This is a genomic window from Streptomyces sp. NPDC055103, from assembly GCF_053607625.1.
The window spans coordinates 1-21,736 of the sequence record NZ_JBSGTX010000103.1; the positions used below are offsets into that span (position 1 = coordinate 1).

Annotated in this window: 20 protein-coding genes; 16 read left to right on the forward strand and 4 right to left on the reverse strand. The window is 70.5% G+C overall.

The window, feature by feature from the left end:
* The first annotated feature begins 106 nt into the window (after window positions 1-106).
* The 8 genes from ACWFR1_RS37365 (at window position 107) to ACWFR1_RS37400 (ending at window position 6,975) form a co-directional block, all read left to right on the forward strand.
* Complete coding sequence (locus ACWFR1_RS37365; protein WP_453559805.1) at window positions 107-754, forward strand: HAD family hydrolase; 648 nt, start codon at window positions 107-109, stop codon at window positions 752-754.
* A 43-nt stretch (window positions 755-797) separates the two neighbouring features.
* Window positions 798-2,000, forward strand: a complete 1,203-nt coding sequence (locus ACWFR1_RS37370; RefSeq protein ID WP_453559808.1) for an MFS transporter — start codon at window positions 798-800, stop codon at window positions 1,998-2,000.
* Window positions 1,969-3,147: an acetoin utilization protein AcuC gene (locus tag ACWFR1_RS37375; RefSeq protein ID WP_453559810.1), complete on the forward strand. Its 1,179-nt coding sequence runs from the start codon at window positions 1,969-1,971 to the stop codon at window positions 3,145-3,147. Before ACWFR1_RS37370 ends, ACWFR1_RS37375 begins: the two co-directional genes overlap by 32 nt.
* Before the next feature lie 117 nt (window positions 3,148-3,264).
* The gene (locus ACWFR1_RS37380) at window positions 3,265-4,080 is read left to right on the forward strand and encodes a phosphatase (protein ID WP_453559812.1); all 816 of its coding nucleotides are present in this window, start codon (window positions 3,265-3,267) and stop codon (window positions 4,078-4,080) included.
* A gap of 127 nt (window positions 4,081-4,207) precedes the next feature.
* Window positions 4,208-4,417 carry a helix-turn-helix domain-containing protein gene (locus ACWFR1_RS37385; protein ID WP_030223786.1) on the forward strand — a complete coding sequence of 70 codons (210 nt, stop codon included), beginning with the start codon at window positions 4,208-4,210 and terminating at the stop codon, window positions 4,415-4,417.
* A 164-nt stretch (window positions 4,418-4,581) separates the two neighbouring features.
* Window positions 4,582-4,680 (forward strand): 30S ribosomal protein bS22, encoded by a 99-nt coding sequence (locus ACWFR1_RS37390; RefSeq protein WP_003948845.1) that lies wholly within the window; start codon window positions 4,582-4,584, stop codon window positions 4,678-4,680.
* A 138-nt stretch (window positions 4,681-4,818) separates the two neighbouring features.
* On the forward strand, window positions 4,819-5,877 hold the full coding sequence (locus ACWFR1_RS37395; protein WP_453559815.1) for an NAD-dependent epimerase/dehydratase family protein: 1,059 nt from the start codon (window positions 4,819-4,821) through the stop codon (window positions 5,875-5,877).
* A gap of 15 nt (window positions 5,878-5,892) precedes the next feature.
* Window positions 5,893-6,975 (forward strand): lysophospholipid acyltransferase family protein, encoded by a 1,083-nt coding sequence (locus tag ACWFR1_RS37400; RefSeq protein ID WP_453559817.1) that lies wholly within the window; start codon window positions 5,893-5,895, stop codon window positions 6,973-6,975.
* Window positions 6,976-7,058: 83 nt separating this feature from the next.
* Here ACWFR1_RS37400 and ACWFR1_RS37405 read toward each other — a convergent pair whose 3' ends face one another.
* The 3 genes from ACWFR1_RS37405 to ACWFR1_RS37415 form a co-directional block, all read right to left on the reverse strand.
* A complete protein-coding gene (locus ACWFR1_RS37405) occupies window positions 7,059-8,312 on the reverse strand; it encodes a DUF5667 domain-containing protein (protein ID WP_453559820.1) in 1,254 nt (417 codons plus the stop codon).
* 298 nt (window positions 8,313-8,610) lie between these two features.
* Window positions 8,611-9,402, reverse strand: a complete 792-nt coding sequence (locus ACWFR1_RS37410) for an ECF subfamily RNA polymerase sigma factor, BldN family (RefSeq protein WP_055642830.1) — start codon at window positions 9,400-9,402, stop codon at window positions 8,611-8,613.
* A gap of 462 nt (window positions 9,403-9,864) precedes the next feature.
* Window positions 9,865-10,827 (reverse strand): HAD family hydrolase, encoded by a 963-nt coding sequence (locus ACWFR1_RS37415; RefSeq protein ID WP_453559823.1) that lies wholly within the window; start codon window positions 10,825-10,827, stop codon window positions 9,865-9,867.
* Between the two features lie 91 nt (window positions 10,828-10,918).
* Between ACWFR1_RS37415 and ACWFR1_RS37420 the strand changes: the two genes are divergently transcribed.
* The 7 genes from ACWFR1_RS37420 (at window position 10,919) to ACWFR1_RS37450 (ending at window position 17,811) form a co-directional block, all read left to right on the forward strand.
* Window positions 10,919-11,197: a glutaredoxin family protein gene (locus ACWFR1_RS37420; protein ID WP_453559826.1), complete on the forward strand. Its 279-nt coding sequence runs from the start codon at window positions 10,919-10,921 to the stop codon at window positions 11,195-11,197.
* A gap of 272 nt (window positions 11,198-11,469) precedes the next feature.
* Window positions 11,470-12,264: a redox-sensing transcriptional repressor Rex gene (locus ACWFR1_RS37425; protein ID WP_453559829.1), complete on the forward strand. Its 795-nt coding sequence runs from the start codon at window positions 11,470-11,472 to the stop codon at window positions 12,262-12,264.
* Window positions 12,261-13,625, forward strand: a complete 1,365-nt coding sequence (locus ACWFR1_RS37430) for a glutamyl-tRNA reductase (protein ID WP_453559831.1) — start codon at window positions 12,261-12,263, stop codon at window positions 13,623-13,625. The genes ACWFR1_RS37425 and ACWFR1_RS37430 overlap by 4 nt, the downstream gene beginning before the upstream one ends.
* On the forward strand, window positions 13,622-14,608 hold the full coding sequence (gene hemC / locus ACWFR1_RS37435; protein WP_453559834.1) for a hydroxymethylbilane synthase: 987 nt from the start codon (window positions 13,622-13,624) through the stop codon (window positions 14,606-14,608). Before ACWFR1_RS37430 ends, hemC begins: the two co-directional genes overlap by 4 nt.
* Window positions 14,605-16,275, forward strand: a complete 1,671-nt coding sequence (locus ACWFR1_RS37440; protein ID WP_453559837.1) for a uroporphyrinogen-III synthase — start codon at window positions 14,605-14,607, stop codon at window positions 16,273-16,275. Before hemC ends, ACWFR1_RS37440 begins: the two co-directional genes overlap by 4 nt.
* Window positions 16,276-16,474: 199 nt before the next feature.
* On the forward strand, window positions 16,475-17,479 hold the full coding sequence (hemB, locus tag ACWFR1_RS37445; RefSeq protein WP_453559840.1) for a porphobilinogen synthase: 1,005 nt from the start codon (window positions 16,475-16,477) through the stop codon (window positions 17,477-17,479).
* A 62-nt stretch (window positions 17,480-17,541) separates the two neighbouring features.
* A complete protein-coding gene (locus tag ACWFR1_RS37450) occupies window positions 17,542-17,811 on the forward strand; it encodes a DUF1876 domain-containing protein (RefSeq protein ID WP_453559848.1) in 270 nt (89 codons plus the stop codon).
* Between the two features lie 62 nt (window positions 17,812-17,873).
* On the opposite strand, the gene argS is transcribed toward ACWFR1_RS37450, so the two are convergent.
* Window positions 17,874-19,646, reverse strand: coding sequence for an arginine--tRNA ligase (gene argS / locus ACWFR1_RS37455; protein ID WP_453559843.1), 1,773 nt, complete (start codon window positions 19,644-19,646; stop codon window positions 17,874-17,876).
* Between the two features lie 118 nt (window positions 19,647-19,764).
* Here argS and lysS point away from each other — a divergent pair, with 118 nt between their 5' ends.
* Entirely contained in the window at window positions 19,765-21,558 is a 1,794-nt protein-coding gene (lysS, locus tag ACWFR1_RS37460) for a lysine--tRNA ligase (protein ID WP_453559846.1), read from the forward strand.
* Window positions 21,559-21,736: the final 178 nt, after the last annotated feature.

Sequence of the window (21,736 nt, forward strand, 5' to 3'; positions counted from 1 at the left end):
GCAGGGGGGACCCTGTGGGAGAGTAGGACGCCGCCGAACAATTTTTAGCCTCAACCCCCGGACCATGTCCGGGGGTTGAGGCATTTTTGCGTTCTAAGCTCTGTCCATGCGATACGACGTGATCATCTTCGACAACGATGGTGTGCTCGTGGACAGCGAGCCGATTTCGAATAGCCTCCTCGCCGGCTATCTGACGGAGCTCGGGCACCCGACGACGTACGAGGAATCGGTGCGGGACTACATGGGGTCCGCCATGCACCGCATTCACGAGCTGGTCGAGGAGCGGACCGGGGAGCGGCTGCCCGCGGACTTCGACGAGACGTTCCACGGGCGGGTCTTCGCCGCCTTCGAGAGGGAGCTGGAGGCCGTGCGCGGGGCCTCGGACGTACTCAAGGGGCTGGTCGAGGCCGGGGTTCCGTACTGTGTGGCCTCCTCCGGGAGTCACGAGCGGATTCGGGTGGGGCACCGGAAGACCGGGCTCGACGCCTGGTTCCGGGACGAGAACGTCTTCAGCGCTGAGGACGTCGGGCGGGGCAAGCCCGAGCCGGACCTCTTCCTGCACGCCGCCGCGCGGATGGGAGTCGCGCCGGAGCGGTGTGTCGTGGTCGAGGACAGCCGGCTCGGGGTCCAGGCGGCCGTCGCCGCCGGGATGGACGTGTACGGGTTCACGGCGATGACGCCCGAGGAGAAGCTCGCCGGTGCCACGGGGTTCTTCCGGGCGATGGACGAACTCCCCGCGGCATTGGGTCTGTGATCCATCTACCCATCGGTAGGTCCCGGCCCTACGCTGAGCCGCCATGACGGATGCGCGGTTGAGGCGTGGGCGGGGATCCCTGGCGGTCAGTTTCTTCGTGCAGGGGGTCACGTTCGCCTTGCTCGTGACCCGAATACCGGGGATACAGGACCGGTACGGGATATCGGACGCGCTGCTGCCCGCATTCCTGGCCGCCGTGCCGATCCTGGCCGGGGTGGCGAGCGTCGCGACCGAGAAGGTCGTCGCCCGGGTGGGGCCCGCGGTGGTGCTGCGGTGGTCTCAGCCCGTCGTCCTGCTGGCCCTTCTGGGCGTGGGGGCCGGCACGGAGCTGTGGGAGGCGGCGGTCGCCCTCGGGCTCTTCGGGCTCGCGGTGGGGGCCCTCGACGCCTCCATGAACATGCTGGGGGTGAGCCTCCAGCGGGCGTACGGGCGGAGCATCATGCTCGGTTTCCACGCCTCGTACAGCCTCGGAGGGATCGTGGGTGCGTCGTTGGCCTGGGTGGGGGCGCACTGGCACCTGTCGCTGTTCGTGTCGTATCTGCCGGTCGTCGCGGTGCTGTTGCCCGTCGCCCTCGTCGGCAGCCGCTGGTACGGGGCCGGTGAGCGTCGAGTGGTGAAGGAGGAGGCGGGGGAGAGCCGGGGGAATGGTGTCGCCTTCGCGTTGCTGCTGCCGCTCTGTCTCGTCATGACCTTCGCGTACATAGGGGACTCCACCGTCTCCAACTGGAGTGCCAAGTACCTCCAGGACGTGCTCGGCAGTTCGGAGGAGCTGGCGACCGTGCCGTACAACGCGTACATGGTGACGACGCTTCTGGGGAGGGCCGTGGGTGACCTCGGGGTGCGGAAGCTGGGGGCCGTGACGGTCGTCCGGTGCGGGGCGGTGCTCGCGGCGCTGGGGTTCGCGGTGGTGGCCGCGGCGCCGGGGGCGTGGGCGGGGATCGCCGGGTTCACCGTGCTGGGGTTCGGGCTGAGCGTGATCGTGCCGCAGACGTTCGCCGCGGCGGGCAGGCTGTTCCCGGCGGCGAGTGACGCGGCGGTGGCGCGGCTCAATGTCTTCAACTACGTCGGGTTCCTCGTCGGGTCGCCGTTGGTGGGGGCGCTCGGGGACGCGTGGAGCTATCGGTGGGCGATGCTGGTGCCCATGGCGCTGGTCCTGGTGACGGTGGTGTACGCCACGTCGTTCGGTTCGCGAGAGGCCCGATACGGTGGCGGGCATGAGCGGCCGCGCACTGTTGATGTGGGATGAAGCTGTCACGCAGTACGACTTCGGGTCCGAGCATCCGATGGATCCGGTACGGCTCGCGCTGACGATGGCGCTGGTGCGGGCGTACGGGCTCGACCGGGCCGTGGACGTCGTGGCGGCGCCGCCGGCCGGGGAGTCGACCTTGCGGCTCGTGCACCGTGAGGACTATGTGGCGGCGGTGCGGGCGGCCTCGGTGGACCCGCGCCGTGCCGACCAGGCGTACGGGCTCGGGACCGTCGACGATCCGGCGTTCGCCGGGATGCACGAGGTGTCGGCGCTGATCGCCGGGCAGTCGGTCGGGGCGGCGGAGTCGGTCTGGCGGGGGGAGGCCGCGCACGCCGTGAACTTCGCGGGCGGGCTGCACCACGCGATGCCGGGGAGCGCTTCCGGGTTCTGCATCTACAACGACGCGTCGCTGGCCATCGCCCGTCTCCTGGAGCTGGGGGCGGAGCGGGTCGCCTACGTGGACGTGGACGTGCATCACGGCGACGGGGTGCAGGCGGCGTTCTGGGAGGACCCGCGGGTCCTGACGGTCTCGTTGCACGAGCATCCGCGGACGCTGTTCCCGCAGACCGGGTGGCCGGAGGAGACGGGGGCGCCGGGGCCCGCCGAGGGTGGGGCCGTGAACGTGGCACTGCCGGCCGGGACGGGGGACGCGGGGTGGCTGCGGGCCTTCCACGCGGTGGTGCCGGAGCTGATCGCGGACTTCCGGCCGCAGGTGCTCGTGACGCAGCACGGGGCCGACACGCACTTCGAGGATCCGCTCGCGCATCTGGCGGTGTCGCTGGACGCCCAGCGGTCGGTGCAGTCGGCCTGCCACGAGCTGGCGCACGCGTACGTCGAGGGCGGGAAGTGGCTGGCGCTCGGCGGTGGCGGGTACGCGGTGGTGGATGTGGTGCCGCGGTCGTGGACGCATCTGGTGGGGATCGCGGCGCATGCCCCGGTGGACCCGGCGTCGGTGATTCCGTCGTCCTGGCGGGACGAGGTGTACGCGCGTACCCGGCAGTTGGGGCCGGCGCGGATGACGGACGGGCGGTGGCCGGTGGCCTTCGGGGACTGGGCCGCGGGGTACGACCCGGCGGATCGGCTGGACCAGGCGGTGCTGGCGACCCGGAAGGCTGCCTTCCCGCTGCGGGGGCTGCTTCCCTAGCTAGGGGGTGGGCGTTCGGGGCGGGGCCGTGGCCCTTCTTCTCGTTCGTTACGCCGACTGTGCGCTGTCCGGGGGGTTTGGGCTCCGGGGGCGGCGTGTTCCGGCAGCATCGGGAGGGTGTTGAGTACCGGGGCGCTGCGGGCGCATCTTTTGGCGGCGGGGTTGGCGGGGACGGTGGCGACGTCACGGGAGGAGAGTCTGCGGAGCTATCGGCTCTTCGCCGCGCGTGATCCGCGGGTGCTGCTGGGGCTGGATCCCGCCTGGGGGTGGGGCGAGGCGGATCTGCTGCGGCTGATGGCCGACAAGTGCGGGGTGTCGGGGGATCCGGCGCACCGGTCGGGGCCCGATGTCATCGACCCGGAACGGACGTTGAGGGGGCTCGACGCCTTCGCGGCGCGGTTGGGTGCGGCGGCCGCGCGGCGGGTTCCGGTGCTGTTCGGGACGGGGCATCCGCACCGTCTGCTCGGTTTCTACGTCGCTCTCGCAGACGCTTTGTCGGCGGCGGGATGTCTTGTCCTCACCCCGGCGCAGGGGCGATGTGTCGACATAACGACGCGGTTCGGCGTACGTACGTACCTCCTCGACTACGTACGGGGGGTCGCGTTGGTGCGTGAGCCCGGGCTGTCGGGGGGTGGTCGCGAGCCGGGGGCGCACTCGCATTCCGCGCTGCCGGTTAGGGCCGCGCTCGAGAGTGCGATGGAGGACGGCGGGCCGCTGCCGGAGCTCGTGGTGGGGGACCACGGATGGGTCTGCGGTGCAGGTCAGCTGGGTATCGAGGCCATCGGTCTCGCCGATACGGATGATCCGGCGCTGTTCGTCGGTGAGGCGGAGGGGCAGGTGTCGGTGGCCGTTCCGCTTGATGACGGCGTGCGCTCCGACTACTACCGTCCGCTCACGCGCTATGTACTCAATCGCGCGTGTCTGTCACGGTAAACGGCCGATAGCAGCTCCTCTTCCCCACTCGTACCACCCGCCCCTAGTCTGGCGAGTGAGCGCTCGGCGACGAAGAGTCACCGGAGGGGAAGCCGGTGGGCGTCGCGGCGGAAGGTACAGGTGGGTCATGGCTGCTGGCGATCGACCTCTCAACGAGGTCAAGTTTCTGACCGTGGCGGAAGTCGCCTCGGTGATGCGCGTGTCGAAGATGACCGTGTACCGCTTGGTGCACAGCGGTCATCTGCCGGCGATCCGGGTGGGCAGGTCCTTCCGGGTGCCGGAACAGGCGGTTCACGAGTACCTGAGGGAGTCCTTCGTGGGGGTGGGGACCGCGTAGCGAGCGCGCGGCCGAAAAGCCGGGAAAGTCGCGTACGGCCCTCGGATTACAAGCGCGGTGCTCGGGACGGTAGGCTAGGCCGACGTAGGTCGTGTGGGCCCAGACGCCCCGCACCGATCCCCGCCGGGAGGCGGGGATGTTCCGAGAAGTGAGCGAGGGTAGTCGTGGGCTCTGTTATCAAGAAGCGGCGCAAGCGGATGGCGAAGAAGAAGCACCGCAAGCTGCTTAAGCGCACGCGCGTTCAGCGTCGCAACAAGAAGTAAGGCGACAGCTGCACCGCAGCGATTCGTGCGTCAGGCGTGGCCCTTCACCGTTCGCGGTGGAGGGCCACGCTTTATTCGCGCCGAAATACGGAGGCGCTACGGTGGCGACCAACGGAAGACGGACGGAAGGCGCTGATCTTGGGCAGGGTCGTGCTCGTCACCGGTGCCGCCCGGCACCTCGGGGGCCGTTTCGTACGGCGGATCCAGCGGGACTCGGACGTGGAGCGGGTGGTCGCGGTCGACGCGGTCGACCCGGCGCACCAGCTCGGCGCCGCCGAGTTCGTACGGGCGGACATCCGCCGCCCGGCGATCGCGAAGGTCCTGGCCGAGTACGAGGTCGACACGGTCGTCCACATGGACGTCACCGGGACGGCGCTCGGCGCCGGGGGCCGTACGTCGGTCAAGGAGACCAACGTCATCGGCACCATGCAGCTCCTCGGGGCCTGCCAGAAGTCGCCGCGGATCAAGCGGCTCGTGATCAAGTCGAGTACGAGCGTCTACGGCTCCGCCCCGCGTGATCCGGCGGTCTTCACCGAGACCACCCCGGCGAAGTCGCTGCCGAGCGGGGGCTTCGCCAAGGACGCCGTCGAGGTCGAGGGGTACGTGCGGGGCTTCGCCCGGCGCCGGCCGGACGTGGCCGTCTGCGTCCTGCGGTTCGCGAACATCCTCGGGCCGCGGATCGACTCCCCGCTGGCCGAGTACCTGTCGCTGCCGGTCATGCCGACCGTGCTCGGCTACGACCCGAGGCTCCAGTTCGTCCACGAGGACGACGTGATCGACGTCCTGCGGCTGGCGGCGCACGAGCCCCGCAGGGCCACCCTGAACAGCGGCACGTTCAACGTGGCCGGGGACGGGGTGCTGCTGCTCTCCCAGTGCGCGCGCAGGCTCGGACGGCCGACCGTCCCGGTGCTGCTGCCCGCGGTCACCTGGGTGGGGACGGCGCTGCGCACGGTCGGGATCACCGACTTCGCGCCCGAGCAGATCCGGCTCCTCACGCACGGCCGGGTCGTCTCGACGGTGCAGCTGCGCGAGGTCCTGGGGTTCTCGCCGCGCTACACGACGGCGGAGACCTTCGCCGACTTCGCGGGCAGCAGGGGGCCGGGCCTTCTGCCGCCGGAGAGGCTCGCCGGGGCGGTGGACCGGCTCGCGGGCCGGCTGGCCCCGGCCGCTCATGACTCACTTCATCACGGCGCCTGAGGAGACCGGACAGCGATGGCGGACGCCAAGGTCATTCCGTTCGACGACGATCGCTCGCGGGCCCGTCGTCGGCCCAGCCGGGCCGACGGGGAGGCGGCGGCCGTACGGTCCCTGTCCGGGTCGCAGCAGAGCCCTCAGGAGCCGGAGGGTGCCGGAGCTGCCCTGCCCGGTGCCGAGGCTGCGGGCGGGGCAGGGAGCGGGCATGGTGAGGGCATGGGCACGGAGGCTGGGAGCGGCCCCGGGGCCGTGTCCGGCGCCGGGGGCTGGGAGCGGCGGCTCGCGGGTGGCCTCGCTTTCCTGCGGCGGCGGATCACCGGTGAGTACGAGGTCGACGAGTTCGGCTACGACAAGGAGCTCACCGACCAGGTCCTGATGTCGCTGCTGCGCCCGCTGTACGAGAAGTACTTCCGGGTCGAGGTGAAGGGCATCGAGAACATCCCCGCCAAGGGCGGGGCGCTGATCGTCGCCAACCACTCGGGGACGCTGCCGCTCGACGGGCTGATGATGCAGGTCGCCGTGCACGACCAGCACCCGGCGGGCCGGCATCTGCGGCTGCTCGCGGCGGACCTGGTGTTCGTCCTGCCGGTGGTCAACGAGCTGGCGCGGAAGGCGGGGCACACGCTGGCCTGCGCGGAGGACGCGGAGCGGCTGCTGCGGGCCGGGGAGATCGTCGGCGTGATGCCGGAGGGCTTCAAGGGCATCGGGAAGCCGTTCTCGGAGCGGTACAAGCTCCAGCGGTTCGGGCGGGGCGGCTTCGTCTCCACGGCGCTGCGGGCCGGGGTGCCGATCGTGCCCTGCTCGATCGTGGGGGCGGAGGAGATCTACCCGATGATCGGGAACGCCAGGACGCTGGCGCGGGTGCTCGGCGTCCCGTACGTGCCGATCACTCCGACGTTCCCCTGGCTGGGGCCGCTGGGGGCGGTCCCGCTGCCGACGAAGTGGACCATCCAGTTCGGCGAGCCGATCCCGACGGACGGGTACGCGCCGGAGGCGGCGGAGGACCCGATGCTGATGTTCAACCTGACGGACCAGGTCAGGGAGCAGATACAGCACACGCTGTACAAGCTGCTGGTGCAGCGGCGGTCGGTGTTCTTCTGAGGCCGTCGGCGTTCCGCTGAGGTGTTCCGGCGGTGCACAGAGCTGAGGGGCGCCCCCGTCCGTGGGGCGCCCCTCACCTCTTGCTAGCGAGCGTCCTCGCTGTCGATGCCGAGGCCTGGTAGCAGGCCCGGCAGGATCGGCGGAATCGTCACGTCCGGCACCTCGGGAGGTGTCGGGGTCGTGGGCGAGGGTGCCGTCGGCGGGCCGGTCGGTGAGGGCGGCTGGAGCAGCCCACCGGTGTTGCCGCCGAGGAGACCGTCGTCCTCGGGTGATGCGGTGCTGCCGCTGTCCGTGCTCGCGCTCGTACCGGTGCTCGGGGTGGAACCGGACGGGCGGGGCGGGGCGGAGGGGCTGCCCGTGGGCGACGTCTCCTGGGAGGACGGCGGACGCTGGGTGTCCGATTCCTGGGTGTCCTGCGGCGTGGTCGTCCCGCGGGTGGGGCTCTCGGTGGCGACCCCGTCCTTGTCCAGGGTGCGGGGAAGCACCGACTGGAGCGGTTCGACCTCTTCGTCCATGGCGTCGAAGACGCCGGTCACCTCGCTGCCGACGTCCGCGAGCTGCACGGGGAGCCGGTCGCGGATGCCGTTCCAGGTGTCCCGGTGGGCCTGGGCGAAGGAGTTGAGACGGGCCATCGGGCCGATCTCGCCGTCCTGCTCGTATGCCTCGCGAAGGAGGCGGTGGCCCTCACTCGCGTCGTGCTTCATTCCGCCCAGGACGCGACGGATCTCGGTGAGCGACTCGTGGTCGAGGTCGCCGGAGCGGCCGCGCTCCATGAGTCTGCGGGCCTCGCTGAGCCGGGTGGACGCCTGGTCGAGATAGATGCCGCCGCGGTCCGCCGCGTCGTCGGCCATCCCGAGCCTGACGTCCTCCATGCCTCGCTTGAGCCCGTAGAGCGAGTCACCGGGGAGGGCGTCGGAGCTGGCAGCGGCCACTCCGCCGAAGGCTCCCGCGGCCACACCGACCGTGAGGCCGCCGGCGGCGAGCCCCTTCGACCAGCGGGAGCGTGGGCGGAGCTTGCGGAGCGGGGACGCCCGGTGGGCTCCCTTGGCTCCCGGTGCCCGTTGCTCCGGGACCGTAGGGCCCGCGGCCGCGCTCCCCTCCATCAGCATCGCTTCCATGGCGGCGACGAGCTGCGCTCGCTGCACCACCTTGACCTCGGGGTCCAGCTGCGGTTTCGGCAGTTCACCGAGACCGCTCGCCAAGGCCAACAGCCGCCCCTGCTCCGCCGGCTCGGCCGGAGCTTCGGGCTGTTCCGCTGCCGCGCCCTCGGCCGCCTGGTCCTCCAGGGCCTGGGCGAAGGCGTTCGCCCGCCGGTGCGCCGATACGTTCGCGATCACTGGCGGCACCTCCTCTCGTCATGACGGTCGACTCCCCGGGGTGTCCGGGAGGTTGCACACCTTGAACACATCCACACGAACGAGTGAGTGGCTGCGGGCATGGCGTGACCACAGGGAGCCTGCATTCCGCACAACGAGCGGCGCGGCACTTGGGTTACGCGCGAAAGATGATCGGACCAGTGCGTCATCGAGGCGTCACCGACTGTGAGTTGTTCCGGGGTCGTGGGGATGTGGGGGGAGGTGCGGGGGGTGGAGCGTGGACCGGCGTACGGGGGCGCGTGTGGGGGGCGCGAACCGGTCAGCGCGCGTCGTCCGGGAGGAGGCGGGCCAGGGTGCGGACGGCCCGGTACTGGAGGGTCTTGATGGCGCCCTCGTTCTTCCCCATGACGCGGGCGGTCTCGGCGACCGAGAGCCCCTGGAGGAAGCGCAGGGTCACGCACTCCTGCTGCTGGGGGTTGAGGCGGCGGACCGCGTCGAGGAGTGCCGCGTTGGAGAGGGACTCGAGGACGGAGTCCTCGGGGCTGCGCTCGACCTCGTTGGCGTCGAGCATCTCGCCGGTGGTGACCTCGAGGCGGAAGCGGCTGGACTTGAAGTGGTCGGCGACGAGGTTGCGGGCGATGGTGACGAGCCAGGCGCCGAAGTCGCGGCCCTGCCAGGTGAAGGTGGAGATCCGGCGCAGGGCGCGCAGGAACGTCTCGCTGGTCAGGTCCTCCGCTGTCGCCTTCCCGCCGACGCGGTAATAGATGTAGCGGTAGACGGTGTCGCTGTACTGGTCGTACAGGCGGCCGAAGGCTTCGGCCTCGCCGGCCTGGGCGCGCTCGACCAGGTCCATCATGCGAGCGCTGTCGCTGTCGGCGGTGGGGCGGCGGGCGGCGGTCGAGGTTCCGGCGCCGCCGCGGGTTCCCCGTCTGCCCACGGCGGCGCTGCCGTCGGCCAGGGCATAGCAAGGGCCGGCGGGTGCCGGTGAGGCGAAGGCGAAGGCGGGGACAGGGCCGGCGTACGCGGTGGGGACGAAGCCGCGCAAGTGGTCGAGGACCGTTGCGCGCAGCGTAGCCAGGCCCGAGGTGTCAACCCCGACGTGTGGGTACACGGGACTCCCAGAGGCAGAGCTTCCATCACGTGCAGTGCGGGACCGTTTACTCGTCGTGGCGACGGGAGGGGTCCTTTGTGCGTCTGAGGAGAATAACGCTTCGTACAGGCAGCGCTACACCCAGTTGCTCAAATCACCGATTACGTCGTTTCCGTTACTGCTTGCAGTCGTAACTGGCCACCGTTCGTGACCGGTTGTTGATCGGATTGCTTCCGAGTGTGACTGCGCGGGCGTTGCGTTGTGCTCAAGTGCAGAACGGGTGAGTGATCGGGGCCGCTGCTGGGTAAGGAGCCCGGAATGCCCGGGAGTCGACCTGTGCGGTGGTGTTCGACCACGGACGGGTGAGGGGCCGTGGTCCCGGGTTGTCGCAGATGATCGCAGCCGAAACGTATCGGCAGGGGCGGCGGCGCGCCGGGGTGTGGCCCTTCTCCGGGGCGGTCGGGGCGGTCGGTCGCGTCGGCGTCAGCGGCGGCGGCGGTGCAGGGCGACCGCGGCGGCGGTGCCGCCGGCGAGCGCGCCCAGGCCCGCGGCGGCGGGGATGCCGACCTTGGCGGCCTTGCGGCCGGTCCGGTAGTCGCGCAGTCGCCACTCCCGGGCCTTCGCGTACTTGCGGAGCTTGGTGTCCGGGTTGATCGCGTACGGGTGCCCGACGAGCGAGAGCATCGGGATGTCGTTGTGCGAGTCGCTGTAGGCGGCGCAGCGGTTCAGGTCGAGGCCCTCGGCGGCGGCGAGCGCCCGTACCGCCTCGGCTTTGGCCGGTCCGTGCAGGGGCTCGCCGACCAACTTGCCGGTGTAGACGCCGTCGACGGACTCGGCGACCGTGCCGAGTGCGCCGGTCAGGCCGAGCCGCCGGGCGATGATCGTGGCCGTCTCGACCGGGGCGGCCGTGACGAGCCAGACCTTCTGGCCGGCGTCCAGGTGAGCCTGGGCGAGGCCGCGGGTGCCGGGCCAGATGCGGTCGGCCATGTACTCGTCGTAGATCTCCTCGCCGATCGACATCAGTTCGGCGACGCGGTGGCCCTTGACGATGGACAGGGCGCTGTCGCGGGCGTCCTGCATGTGCTCGGGGTCCTCGACGCCCGCGAGCCGGAACCAGGCCTGCTGCCAGGCGAAGCGGGTGAGTTCGCGGCGCTGGAAGAACTTCCGCTTGTACAGGCCGCGGCCGAAGTGGAAGATCGCGGCGCCCTGCATCACGGTGTTGTCGAGGTCGAAGAAGGCGGCCGCCTGGACGTCGCCGACGACCGGGAACTCGGGTTCGGGCGGGGCGGTGGGCTCGGCGGCGGCGGTCGCTGCCGCGGCCTCCTCCCGCTCCCGTTCCAGCTGGAGCGAGGACTTCCGCGCTGCCTCGGCAGCGGCCTCGCCTGCGAGGACGCTGCGCGCGGTGGCGGAGCGCCTACGAGGGGTGAGCCATCCCAGAGCGGCCATGCCGTGAGCATAGCCAGTCTGTTCGGTACTTCCCGACTTGTGACGATGCCGGGGCGTGAACACTGCGGGGCTCCCCTGTTAATTGGACAGAATGGACGTCATGTTCGGACGGACGAAGAAGAAGGACGCCGGATCGCGCACCGTGACGCTGATCGGCAAGCCGGGGTGTCACCTCTGCGACGAGGCCCGGGCGGTGATCGAGACTGTGTGCGCCGAAACAGGGGCACGATGGGAGGAGAAGGACATCACGCGCGACGAGGAGCTTCATCGTGCGTACTGGGAGCAGATCCCCGTCGTTCTCATCGATGGGGAGCAGCACACCTTCTGGCGCGTGGACCCGGGGCGGCTCCGGCGCGAACTGGGTGCGTGACCGAAAGACGGTTACCATCGTGGACGTTTTGTTGGGTTTCGGGGGCGGCATCGTGAGGAGTGTGTACGGTTTTGCCCCCTTCGGGATCTCAACGCTCTGACCTGCTCCGTGGTTCCGTGACGAAGGGAACCAGCCGCGTGACCCCGGTCACTTTGGCCGGACAAAACGGACACCATCTTTGTGCACGCGTTCACAAAGACATAGCCTGCATTCGACGGGGCGGTCTTGGGACATACGGCCGCCTGCAGCCCCGCTCATCCCGCAGGAGCACCGTGGCAACTGGCCGAACTCACCGACCGGCGACCCGTAGCCGAGGAATTCCCGAGGCCACCGTCGCCCGGCTTCCGCTGTATCTGCGCGCACTGACCGCGCTCTCGGAGCGCTCCGTACCCACGGTCTCCTCCGAGGAGCTCGCGGCCGCCGCGGGCGTCAACTCCGCGAAGCTGCGCAAGGACTTCAGCTACCTCGGCTCGTACGGCACCCGTGGTGTCGGTTACGACGTCGAGTACCTCGTCTACCAGATCTCCCGTGAGCTCGGCCTCACGCAGGACTGGCCGGTCGTCATCGTCGGCATCGGTAACCTCGGCGCCGCGCTCGCCGGCTACGGCGGCTTCGCCTCCCGTGGCTTCCGGGTCGCCGCGCTGATCGACGCCGACCCGGCCATGACCGGCAAGCCGGTCGCCGGGATCCCCGTGCAGCACAGCGACGACCTCGAGAAGATCATCGACGAGGACGGCGTCTCCATCGGCGTCATCGCGACACCGGCCGGCGTCGCCCAGCAGGTCTGCGACCGGCTGGTGACCGCCGGGGTCACCTCCATCCTGAACTTCGCCCCGACCGTGCTCTCCGTGCCCGACGGCGTCGACGTGCGCAAGGTCGACCTCTCCATCGAGCTCCAGATCCTCGCCTTCCACGAGCAGCGGAAGGCCGGCGAGGAGGCGGGCGCCGACAGCGGCCCGGAGACGGGCACGGAGACCGGAGCACCCACCGCGCCGCCCGCCGCCCGCACCGCGGGCAGCAGCCGCAAGGGACCCGACGGGGACGTCCCCGCGGTGATGCCGGCATGAGCCTTCTCGTCGTCGGGCTGAGCCACCGCAGCGCCCCGGTCTCCATCCTGGAGCGGGCCGCACTGCCGGCGGACACCCAGGTCAAGCTGCTGCAGGACACCCTCGCCGCCGAACCGGCCGCCGAGGGCACCGTCCTGGCCACCTGCAACCGCATCGAGCTCTACGCCGACGTGGACAAGTTCCACGCCGGTGTCGCCGAGCTGTCCACGCTGCTCGCCCAGCACAGCGGCGTCGGCCTGGAGGAGCTCACCCCCTATCTCTACGTGCACTACGAGGACCGGGCCGTCCACCACCTCTTCTCGGTGGCCTGCGGACTCGACTCCATGGTCGTCGGCGAGGGCCAGATCCTCGGCCAGATCAAGGACGCGCTCGCCCTCGGCCAGGAGCAGCACACCGCGGGCCGCCTCCTCAACGACCTGTTCCAGCAGGCCCTGAGGGTCGGCAAGCGCGCCCACAGCGAGACCGGGATCGACCGGGCCGGGCAGTCGCTCGTCACCTTCGGCCTGGAGCAGCTCGCCGACGGCCAGGGCGACGCCGACGTCGACACCTGGGCCAAGGGCAAGCGGGCCCTCGTCATCGGCGCCGGCTCCATGTCCTCACTGGCCGCCGCCACCCTCGCGCGCTCCGGCGTCTCCGAGATCGTCATCGCCAACCGCACCCTGACCCGCGCCGACCGCCTCGCCCAGATCCTGCGCGAGCCCGGTGGCACGGGGGTGACCGCACGCGCGGTCGAGATGGTTGCCGTCGGCGACGAACTGACACGTGCCGACGTCGTCGTCTCCTGCACCGGCGCCACCGGACTCGTCCTCACCGCCGAGGCCGTCGAGACCGCCGTACAGAACCGCCGCACCCCGCTCGCCCTGCTCGACCTCGCCATGCCCCGCGACATCGACGCCGCCGCCCACCGGATCCCCGGAGTCCGGCTCGTCGACATCGAGTCGCTCGCCGAGGCCTCCGCCGACGCGCCCATGGCCGCCGACGTCGACCAGGTCCGCGGCATCGTCTCCGACGAGGTCGCCGCCTTCGGCGCCGCCCAGCGCGCCGCGACCATCACCCCGACCGTCGTCGCCCTGCGCACGATGGCCGCCGATGTCGTCGCCGGCGAGATCGCCCGGCTGGAAGGCCGCCTGCCCGACCTCGACGACAAGCAGCGCGCCGAGATCACCCAGACCGTGCGACGCGTGGTCGACAAGCTCCTGCACGCGCCGACCGTGCGGGTCAAGCAGCTGGCCAGCGAGCCCGGCGGCGCCGGGTACGCGGACGCGCTGCGGACACTCTTCGACCTCGACCCGGAGACGGTGGCATCCGTCAGCCGGGCCGACCTGAATGACGCCGACGTCAAGAACCGAGGGCGAGTATGACCGAGAGGGCACTGAGGCTCGGGACCAGGCGCAGCAAGCTCGCCATGGCCCAGTCCGGGCACGTGGCCGACGCCGTCCGGCAGCTGACCGGCCGGCCCGTCGAGCTCGTGGAGATCACGACGTACGGGGACACCTCCCGGGAGCACCTCGCGCAGATCGGCGGCACCGGCGTCTTCGTCGCCGCCCTGCGCGACGCGCTCCTCGCCGGCGAGGTGGACTTCGCCGTCCACTCCCTGAAGGACCTGCCGACCGCCCAGCACCCCGAGCTCGTGCTGGCCGCGATCCCGAAGCGCGAAGACCCGCGCGACGTGCTGATCGCACGGGACGGCGTCACGCTCGACCGGCTGCCCGGGGGTGCCCGTGTCGGCACCGGTTCGCCGCGTCGTATGGCCCAGCTCCACGCGTACGCGCGCAGCCACGGCCTGGAGATCACCTGTGTCCCGATCCGGGGGAACATCGACACCCGGGTCGGCTATGTGCACAGCGGTGAGCTGGACGCGGTGGTTCTCGCCGCGGCCGGTCTCAACCGCATCGGCGGGACCGCGGAGCTGACCGGCTCCCTGTCGCTCGACCACCTGTCGGTCGACTCGGTCCTGCCCGCCCCCGGCCAGGGGGCCCTGGCGATCGAGTGCCCGGCGTCCGACGCCGGCCTCGTCGCCACGCTCGCCGCTCTCGACGACCCGCTCACGCGGGCCGCCGTCACGGCCGAGCGATCCCTGCTCGCCGCCCTGGAGGCCGGCTGCTCCGCACCTGTGGGTGCGCTGGCCGACCTGCTGGCCGACGACCCCGGTCACGGGCAGGTTGTCACCGAAATGCGCCTGCGCGGCGTCGTCGGCACCACCGACGGCTCGACGCTGGTGCAGCTGTCCACCACCGGTCCCGTACCCACCTCGCACGACGAGGCGATGGCACTCGGACGCGAACTCGCGGACGAGATGCTCGCCAAGGGTGCGGCTGGTCTTATGGGGGAGCGAGCACTTTGAACCCCACCCGCCCGACCACCAACCCTGTGTCCTCGGCCTTCACCGGCCACGGGCACGTCACGTTCCTCGGCGCAGGCCCCGGAGACCCCGGACTGCTGACCCTCAGGGCCGTCGAGGCCCTCGCGGGCGCGGACGTACTGATCGCCGAGCCGGAGGTGCTCGAGGTCGTTCGTGACCATGCGCGCGCGGGGGTGAGCACGCCTGAGCTGACGGTTGTTGACGAGGCGTCAACAACCGCCGGAGTCCCCGTGTTGAGGGATGCCGCCAATCTTGTCATGGAGGCCGCGAGGGGCGGCAGGCGGGTCGTCCGTGCGGTGACCGGCGACCCCGGCCTCGACGGGAACGCGGGCGCCGAGATGCTCGCCTGCGCCAGCGAGGGCATCCCCTTCGAGGTCGTCCCCGGTGTCGCCACCGTCGTCGGCGTGCCCGCGTACGCCGGTGTCCCGCTGCGTGACGCGCAGGGCGCGGACGTGCGGTTCGTCGACGCCAGGACCGCCGACGAGCGGTGCTGGGCCGAGGTCGGCGCCTCCGACGGCACCGTCGTCGTCTCCACCTCGCTCGACTCCGTGGCCGCGGCCGCCGGTGAACTGGTGTCGGCAGGCCGTAAGCCGGACACCCCCCTCACCGTCACCATCGCCGGTACGACCACCCGCCAGCGGACCTGGAACGCGACGCTCGGCACCATCGCCCAGGTCTTCAAGCAGGGCAAGATCCTCCCCTCGCCCGAGGGCCACCGGCCGGTCATAGCCGTGGTCGGCGAGCGCAGCGCCCCGGCGCAGCGGGACCAGCTGTCGTGGTTCGAGTCGAAGCCGCTCTTCGGGTGGCGCGTACTCGTGCCGCGTACCAAGGAGCAGGCCGCCTCGCTCTCCGACCAGCTGCGTTCGTACGGCGCCGTGCCGCACGAGGTGCCGACGATCGCCGTCGAGCCGCCGCGGACCCCGCAGCAGATGGAGCGGGCGGTGAAGGGGCTCGTCACCGGACGGTACGAGTGGATCGCCTTCACGTCGGTGAACGCGGTGAAGGCCGTACGGGAGAAGTTCGAGGAGTACGGGCTCGACGCGCGCGCCTTCGCCGGGATCAAGGTCGCGGCGGTGGGCGAGCAGACCGCCGCGGCGCTCGTCGACTTCGGTGTGAAGCCGGATCTCGTGCCGAGTGGTGAGCAGTCGGCTGCGGGATTGCTGGAGGACTGGCCTCCGTACGACCCCGTCTTCGACCCGATCGACCGCGTCTTCCTGCCGCGGGCCGACATCGCCACGGAGACGCTGGTCGCCGGGCTCATCGAGCTCGGGTGGGAGGTCGACGACGTGACCGCCTACCGGACCGTACGGGCGTCGCCGCCGCCGGCGGACACGCGCGAGGCGATCAAGGGCGGTGGCTTCGACGCCGTGCTCTTCACGTCGTCCTCGACCGTGCGGAACCTGGTGGGCATCGCCGGGAAGCCGCACAACGTGACCGTCATCGCGTGCATCGGCCCCGCCACGGCCAAGACCGCCGAGGAGCACGGACTGCGGGTGGACGTGCTGTCGCCCGAGCCCTCCGTGCACAAGCTCGCGGAGGCGCTGGCGGACTTCGGCCTGCGGCGCCGGGAAGCGGCACTGGAGGCCGGCGACCCGGTGACGCGGCCGTCCGAGCGGCGGCCGGGCGCCCGGCGGCGCCGTACGACCTAGTCGGTCGGTGCAGTAGGCGCAGTGGTGCCTCGGGTGCGGGACCTCGCGAAGGTCCCGCACCCTTCGCATCGCGTCAACGACAGACCCTTCGCTCCGCGTCAACGACAGACCCTTCGCTCCGCGGCATCGACAGACCCTTCGCTCCGCGGCAACAGGCTGTCGGTAAAACCACTGTTTGGGCGGGCGTAGCCTCGGGCGTATGAACTCGTACGGATCCTTTCCCGGGGCGCGGCCGCGGCGGCTGCGGACGACGCCCGCCATGCGGCGCATGGTTGCCGAGACGCGGCTGCGGCCGGCCGATCTGATCCTTCCCGCGTTCGTGCGCGAGGGGATCACCGAGCCCGTGCCGATCACGGCCATGCCCGGCGTCGTCCAGCACACGCGCGACACCCTGCGGAAGGCCGCGGTCGAGGCCCTGGAGGCCGGAGTCTCCGGGATCATGCTCTTCGGCGTGCCCGAGGACGCCAAGAAGGACGCCGCCGGTACCGCCGGGACCGACCCCGACGGCATCCTGCAGGTCGCCATCCGGGACGTCCGCGCCGAGGTCGGCGACGAGCTCGTCATCATGTCCGACCTCTGCCTCGACGAGTACACCGACCACGGCCACTGCGGCGTCCTCGACGCCGAAGGCCGCGTCGACAACGACGCCACGCTGGAACGTTACGCCGAGATGGCGCAGGTCCAGGCCGACGCCGGCGTCCATGTCGTCGGACCCTCCGGAATGATGGACGGGCAGGTCGGCGTGGTCAGGGACGCCCTGGACACCATCGGCAAGGAGGACGTCGCGATCCTCGCGTACACCGCGAAGTACTCCTCCGCCTTCTACGGCCCCTTCCGCGAGGCCGTCGGCTCCTCCCTCCAGGGCGACCGCAAGACCTACCAGCAGGACCCGGCGAACCTGCGCGAGTCGATGCGCGAGCTCGCCCTCGACCTGGAGGAGGGCGCCGACATGGTGATGGTGAAGCCGGCCGGGCCGTACCTCGACGTGCTCGCGAAGGTCGCCGAGTCCGTGGACGTACCCGTCGCCGCCTACCAGATCAGCGGCGAGTACGCGATGGTCGAGGCCGCCGCCGAGAAGGGCTGGATCGACCGCGACCGGGCGATCTTCGAGACCCTCACCGGCATCCGCCGTGCCGGCGCCCAGATGATCCTGACCTACTGGGCGACCGAAGTCGCGCAGAAGCTGGGGTCGGCTCGCCAGTAGGGGCTGTCCGGCGCACTCTGGAGAGGTACCCGGCAGGTACCTCGCTGGAGGTGGTCCTCATGATGCACACGCTTGTCGGATGGCATGTGGAGATGGAGTTCAAGGAGGAGGGCGACCGGACGCGGGCGGCGGCCATGGTCCGGCTCACCGACGGCACCGAGTTCCGGGCCCACGGCACGGCCAACCGGCACCCCTCCGATCCCGACCAGCTACGGGTCGGCGAGGAGATCGCGGGCGCCCGCGCCCTCATGGACCTCGCCTCCCAGCTGCTCCAGAAGGCCCATTCGGAGATCGACGAGGTCTCGGGGAGGACCTCCCACACCATCAGCTGACGACGAAGCCCCCGTCACGGTGACCCGTGCCGGGGGCTTCGCTTCGAGGCCGCTCCTGGGCGTCAGAGGCGCTCGGGCGTCCGGATGCCCAGGAGAGCCATGCCCTGGTGCAGCGTGCGGGCCGTCAGCTCGCACAGGAAGAGGCGGTTCTCCGCGATCTCCTTCGGCGGCTCCGGCTTGATGACCGGGCACTGGTCGTAGAACGTCGTGTACAGCGAAGCCAGCTGGTACAGGTACGCGGCCAGCTTGTGCGGGGCGTACTCCGCGGCCGTCTCGGCGATCACCTCGCCGAACTGGTCGAGGTGCAGCCCGAGCGCACGCTCGGCCGGGGCCAGCTCCAGCTCGGGGTGGGCGAGCGGCGTACGGTCGCCGGCCTTCCCGAAGATCGACTTGATACGCGCGTACGCGTACTGCAGGTACACGGACGTGTCGCCGTTCAGCGACACCATCTGGTCCAGGTCGAACTTGTAGTCGCGCGCCGCGGACGTCGACAGGTCGGCGTACTTCACCGCGCCGATGCCCACGTACCGGCCGTTCTCGACGATCTCCGACTCGGTCAGACCCACCTTCTCGGCCTTCTCGCCGACGACCGCCGTCGCCCGGTCCACCGCCTCGTCCAGCAGGTCCACCAGCCGGACCGTCTCGCCCTCACGGGTCTTGAACGGCTTGCCGTCCTTGCCGAGGACCGTGCCGAACGCCAGCTGGACGGCCTTCACGCCGTCGTTCAGCCAGCCCGCCCGACGGGCCGTCTCGAACACCATCTTGAAGTGCAGCGACTGACGCGCGTCCACCACGTACACCAGGGACGTCGCCTTCAGGTTCCCCACCCGGTCGCGGATCGCCGACAGGTCCGTCGCCGCGTAGCCGAAACCACCGTCGGACTTCTGGACGATCAGCGGCGTCGGATTGCCGTCCGGGCCCTTCACGTCGTCGAAGAACACGCACAGCGCACCCTCGGAACGGACGGCGACGCCCGACTCCTCAAGCAGCCGGCACGTCTCGTGCAGCATGTCGTTGTAACCGGACTCACCGACGATGTCCGGATCGCTGATGTCCATGTCGAGCTTCTCGAAGACCGAGTAGAAGTAGATCTTCGACTCGTCCACGAACCGCTGCCACATGGCCAGCGTCTCCGGCTCGCCCGCCTGAAGGTCCACCACCCGGGCACGCGCCCGCGTCTTGAACTCCTCGTCCGAGTCGAAGAGCGTCCGCGAGGCCTTGTACAGCCGGTTGAGGTTCGACATGGCCTCCTCACCGGAGACATCCGCACCCTCGACCTTGTGGTCCAGCTCGTGCGGGTGCTCGATCAGGAACTGGATGAGCATGCCGAACTGGGTGCCCCAGTCACCGATGTGGTGACGCCGGACCACCGTCTCGCCCGTGAACTCCAGGATCTCCACCATCGCGGCGCCGATCACGGCCGACCGCAGATGCCCGACGTGCATCTCCTTCGCCACGTTCGGCTGGGCGTAGTCGATGACCGTCGTGCCCGCCGCCTCGTTGAACGGCACACCGAGACGCGCGTCCGCCGCACGGGCCGCGAGGGTCTCGACGATCGCCGAGTCCGTCACCGTGATGTTCAGGAAACCGGGGCCCGAGACCTCGATCTCCTTCAGGACGTCGTTCGCCGGGATCGCCCCGACGACCTTCGTCGCCAGCTCACGCGGATTGCCCTTGAGCTGCTTGGCCAGCGCCAGGATGCCGTTGGCCTGGAAATCGGCCCGGTCACTTCGTCGCAGCAGCGGATCGGCGGACGCGGCCTCCGGCAGAGCTGCCGAGAGTCCGTCCGCGAGGCGCTGCTGCACGGTCGAAGCGAGGGAAGGGACCGAGGCCATGAGCTTCCGTTCCTGTTGAGTTCGTCAGGTCTATATCGCTTGTCAAGTGTCCCATGGGAGAGCAACGTGTTTTCTCCGCCTGTGGACAACCTCGGAGCGCGTCCTTCCGTCTGGGAGAATGGCTTACGCAGGACAGTCAGACAGGCCCCCCGGGAAGAACCCCCTCAGGAAGAAGGACGTACCGACCGTGGCTCAGAGCAGCACCGAGACCGACTGGGTCTCCCGTTTCGCGGACGAGGTCATCGCCGAGTCGGAGCGACGTGCGCCTGGCAAACCGGTCGTCGTCGCCTCCGGCCTCTCCCCGTCCGGCCCCATCCACCTCGGCAACCTCCGCGAGGTCATGACCCCGCACCTGGTCGCCGACGAGATCCGCCGCCGCGGGTACGAGGTCAGGCACCTCATCTCCTGGGACGACTACGACCGCTTCCGCAAGGTGCCCAACGGCATCGAAGGCATCGACGCGTCCTGGGCCGAGCACATCGGCAAGCCGCTGACCTCCGTCCCGGCCCCCGCCGGCTCGCCCCACCCCAACTGGGCCGAACACTTCAAGGCCGCCATGGTCGAGTCCCTGGCCGAGCTGGGCGTCGAGTACGACCCCATCAGCCAGACCGAGCAGTACACCGCCGGCACCTACCGCGAGCAGATCCTGCACGCCATGAAGCACCGCGGCGACATCGACGCCATCCTCGACCAGTACCGGACGAAGAAGGCCCCGAAGAAGCAGTCGCAGAAGCCCCTCGACGAGGCCGAGCTCGAAGCCGAGGAAGGCTCCGGCGCCGCCGCCGAGGACGACGGCTCCGGCGGCGCCTCCGGCTACTTCCCGTACAAGCCCTACTGCGGCCAGTGCGAGAAGGACCTCACCACCGTCACGTCCTACGACGACGAGACCACCGAACTCGCCTACACCTGCACCAACTGCGGCTTCGCCGAGACCGTGAAGCTCAGCGAGTTCAACCGCGGCAAGCTGGTCTGGAAGGTCGACTGGCCCATGCGCTGGGCCTACGAAGGCGTCATCTTCGAGCCCTCCGGCGTCGACCACTCCTCGCCCGGCTCCTCCTTCGTCGTCGGCGGCCAGATCGTCCGCGAGATCTTCGACGGCGTCCAGCCCATCGGCCCCATGTACGCCTTCGTCGGCATCAGCGGCATGGCCAAGATGTCCTCCTCGCGCGGCGGCGTCCCCACCGCGGCCGACGCCCTGAAGATCATGGAAGCCCCGCTGCTGCGCTGGCTGTACGCCCGCCGCAAGCCGAACCAGTCCTTCAAGATCGCCTTCGACCAGGAGATCCAGCGGCTCTACGACGAGTGGGACAAGCTGGAGGCCAAGGTCGCCGACGGCACCGTGCTCCCCGCCGACGCCGCCGCCCACACCCGCGCCGCCCGCACCGCCGCCGGCGAGCTCCCCCGCACGCCGCGCCCGCTGCCCTACCGCACGCTCGCCTCGGTCATGGACATCACCGCCGGCCACGACGAGCAGACCCTGCGCATCCTGACCGAACTCGACCCGGAGAACCCGGTCACCTCCCTCGACGAGGTCCGGCCCCGCCTCGACCGCGCCGAGAACTGGATCACCAACCAGGTCCCGGCCGACCAGCGCACCATCGTCCGCGAGGAGCCCGACACCGAGCTCCTCGGCACCCTCGACGACGAGGGCCGCGAGTCACTGCGCCTCCTCCTCGAAGGCCTCGACACCCACTGGTCGCTCGACGGGCTCACCACCCTCGTCTACGGCGTCCCGAAGGTCATGGCCGGTCTCGACGCCGAGGCCAAGCCGACACCCGAGCTGAAGCTCGCCCAGCGCGCCTTCTTCGCCCTGCTCTACAAGCTCCTCGTGAGCCGCGAGACCGGGCCCCGCCTGCCCACGCTGCTCCTCGCCGTGGGAGCGGACCGGGTGAGGAAGCTGCTCGGCGCGTGAGGTCTCCGACCTGAGCACGTGAGCACGTGAGCATGTGAGCACGTGAGCACGTGAGCATGTGAAAGGGCCGCCACCCGGATCCCGGGGGGCGGCCCGTTGACAAGTCCACCCCGCCGTCAGGCCGGGTCGTAGTCGGCCCACACCGGCGCGTAGGGCTGCTGGATCCCCGGCGTCAGCG

What these genes read in the sequence shown, in the direction of transcription:
- ACWFR1_RS37365 (WP_453559805.1), top strand. Translation starts at nt 107, where the DNA reads ATGCGATACGACGTGATCATCTTCGACAACGATGGTGTGCTCGTGGAC.
- ACWFR1_RS37370 (WP_453559808.1), top strand. Translation starts at nt 798, where the DNA reads ATGACGGATGCGCGGTTGAGGCGTGGGCGGGGATCCCTGGCGGTCAGT.
- ACWFR1_RS37375 (WP_453559810.1), top strand. Translation starts at nt 1,969, where the DNA reads ATGAGCGGCCGCGCACTGTTGATGTGGGATGAAGCTGTCACGCAGTAC.
- ACWFR1_RS37385 (WP_030223786.1), top strand. Translation starts at nt 4,208, where the DNA reads ATGGCTGCTGGCGATCGACCTCTCAACGAGGTCAAGTTTCTGACCGTG.
- ACWFR1_RS37400 (WP_453559817.1), top strand. Translation starts at nt 5,893, where the DNA reads ATGGCGGACGCCAAGGTCATTCCGTTCGACGACGATCGCTCGCGGGCC.
- ACWFR1_RS37415 (WP_453559823.1), bottom strand. Translation starts at nt 10,827, where the DNA reads ATGGCCGCTCTGGGATGGCTCACCCCTCGTAGGCGCTCCGCCACCGCG.
- ACWFR1_RS37420 (WP_453559826.1), top strand. Translation starts at nt 10,919, where the DNA reads ATGGACGTCATGTTCGGACGGACGAAGAAGAAGGACGCCGGATCGCGC.
- ACWFR1_RS37430 (WP_453559831.1), top strand. Translation starts at nt 12,261, where the DNA reads ATGAGCCTTCTCGTCGTCGGGCTGAGCCACCGCAGCGCCCCGGTCTCC.
- hemC (WP_453559834.1), top strand. Translation starts at nt 13,622, where the DNA reads ATGACCGAGAGGGCACTGAGGCTCGGGACCAGGCGCAGCAAGCTCGCC.
- hemB (WP_453559840.1), top strand. Translation starts at nt 16,475, where the DNA reads ATGAACTCGTACGGATCCTTTCCCGGGGCGCGGCCGCGGCGGCTGCGG.
- ACWFR1_RS37450 (WP_453559848.1), top strand. Translation starts at nt 17,542, where the DNA reads ATGCACACGCTTGTCGGATGGCATGTGGAGATGGAGTTCAAGGAGGAG.
- argS (WP_453559843.1), bottom strand. Translation starts at nt 19,646, where the DNA reads ATGGCCTCGGTCCCTTCCCTCGCTTCGACCGTGCAGCAGCGCCTCGCG.
- lysS (WP_453559846.1), top strand. Translation starts at nt 19,765, where the DNA reads ATGGCTTACGCAGGACAGTCAGACAGGCCCCCCGGGAAGAACCCCCTC.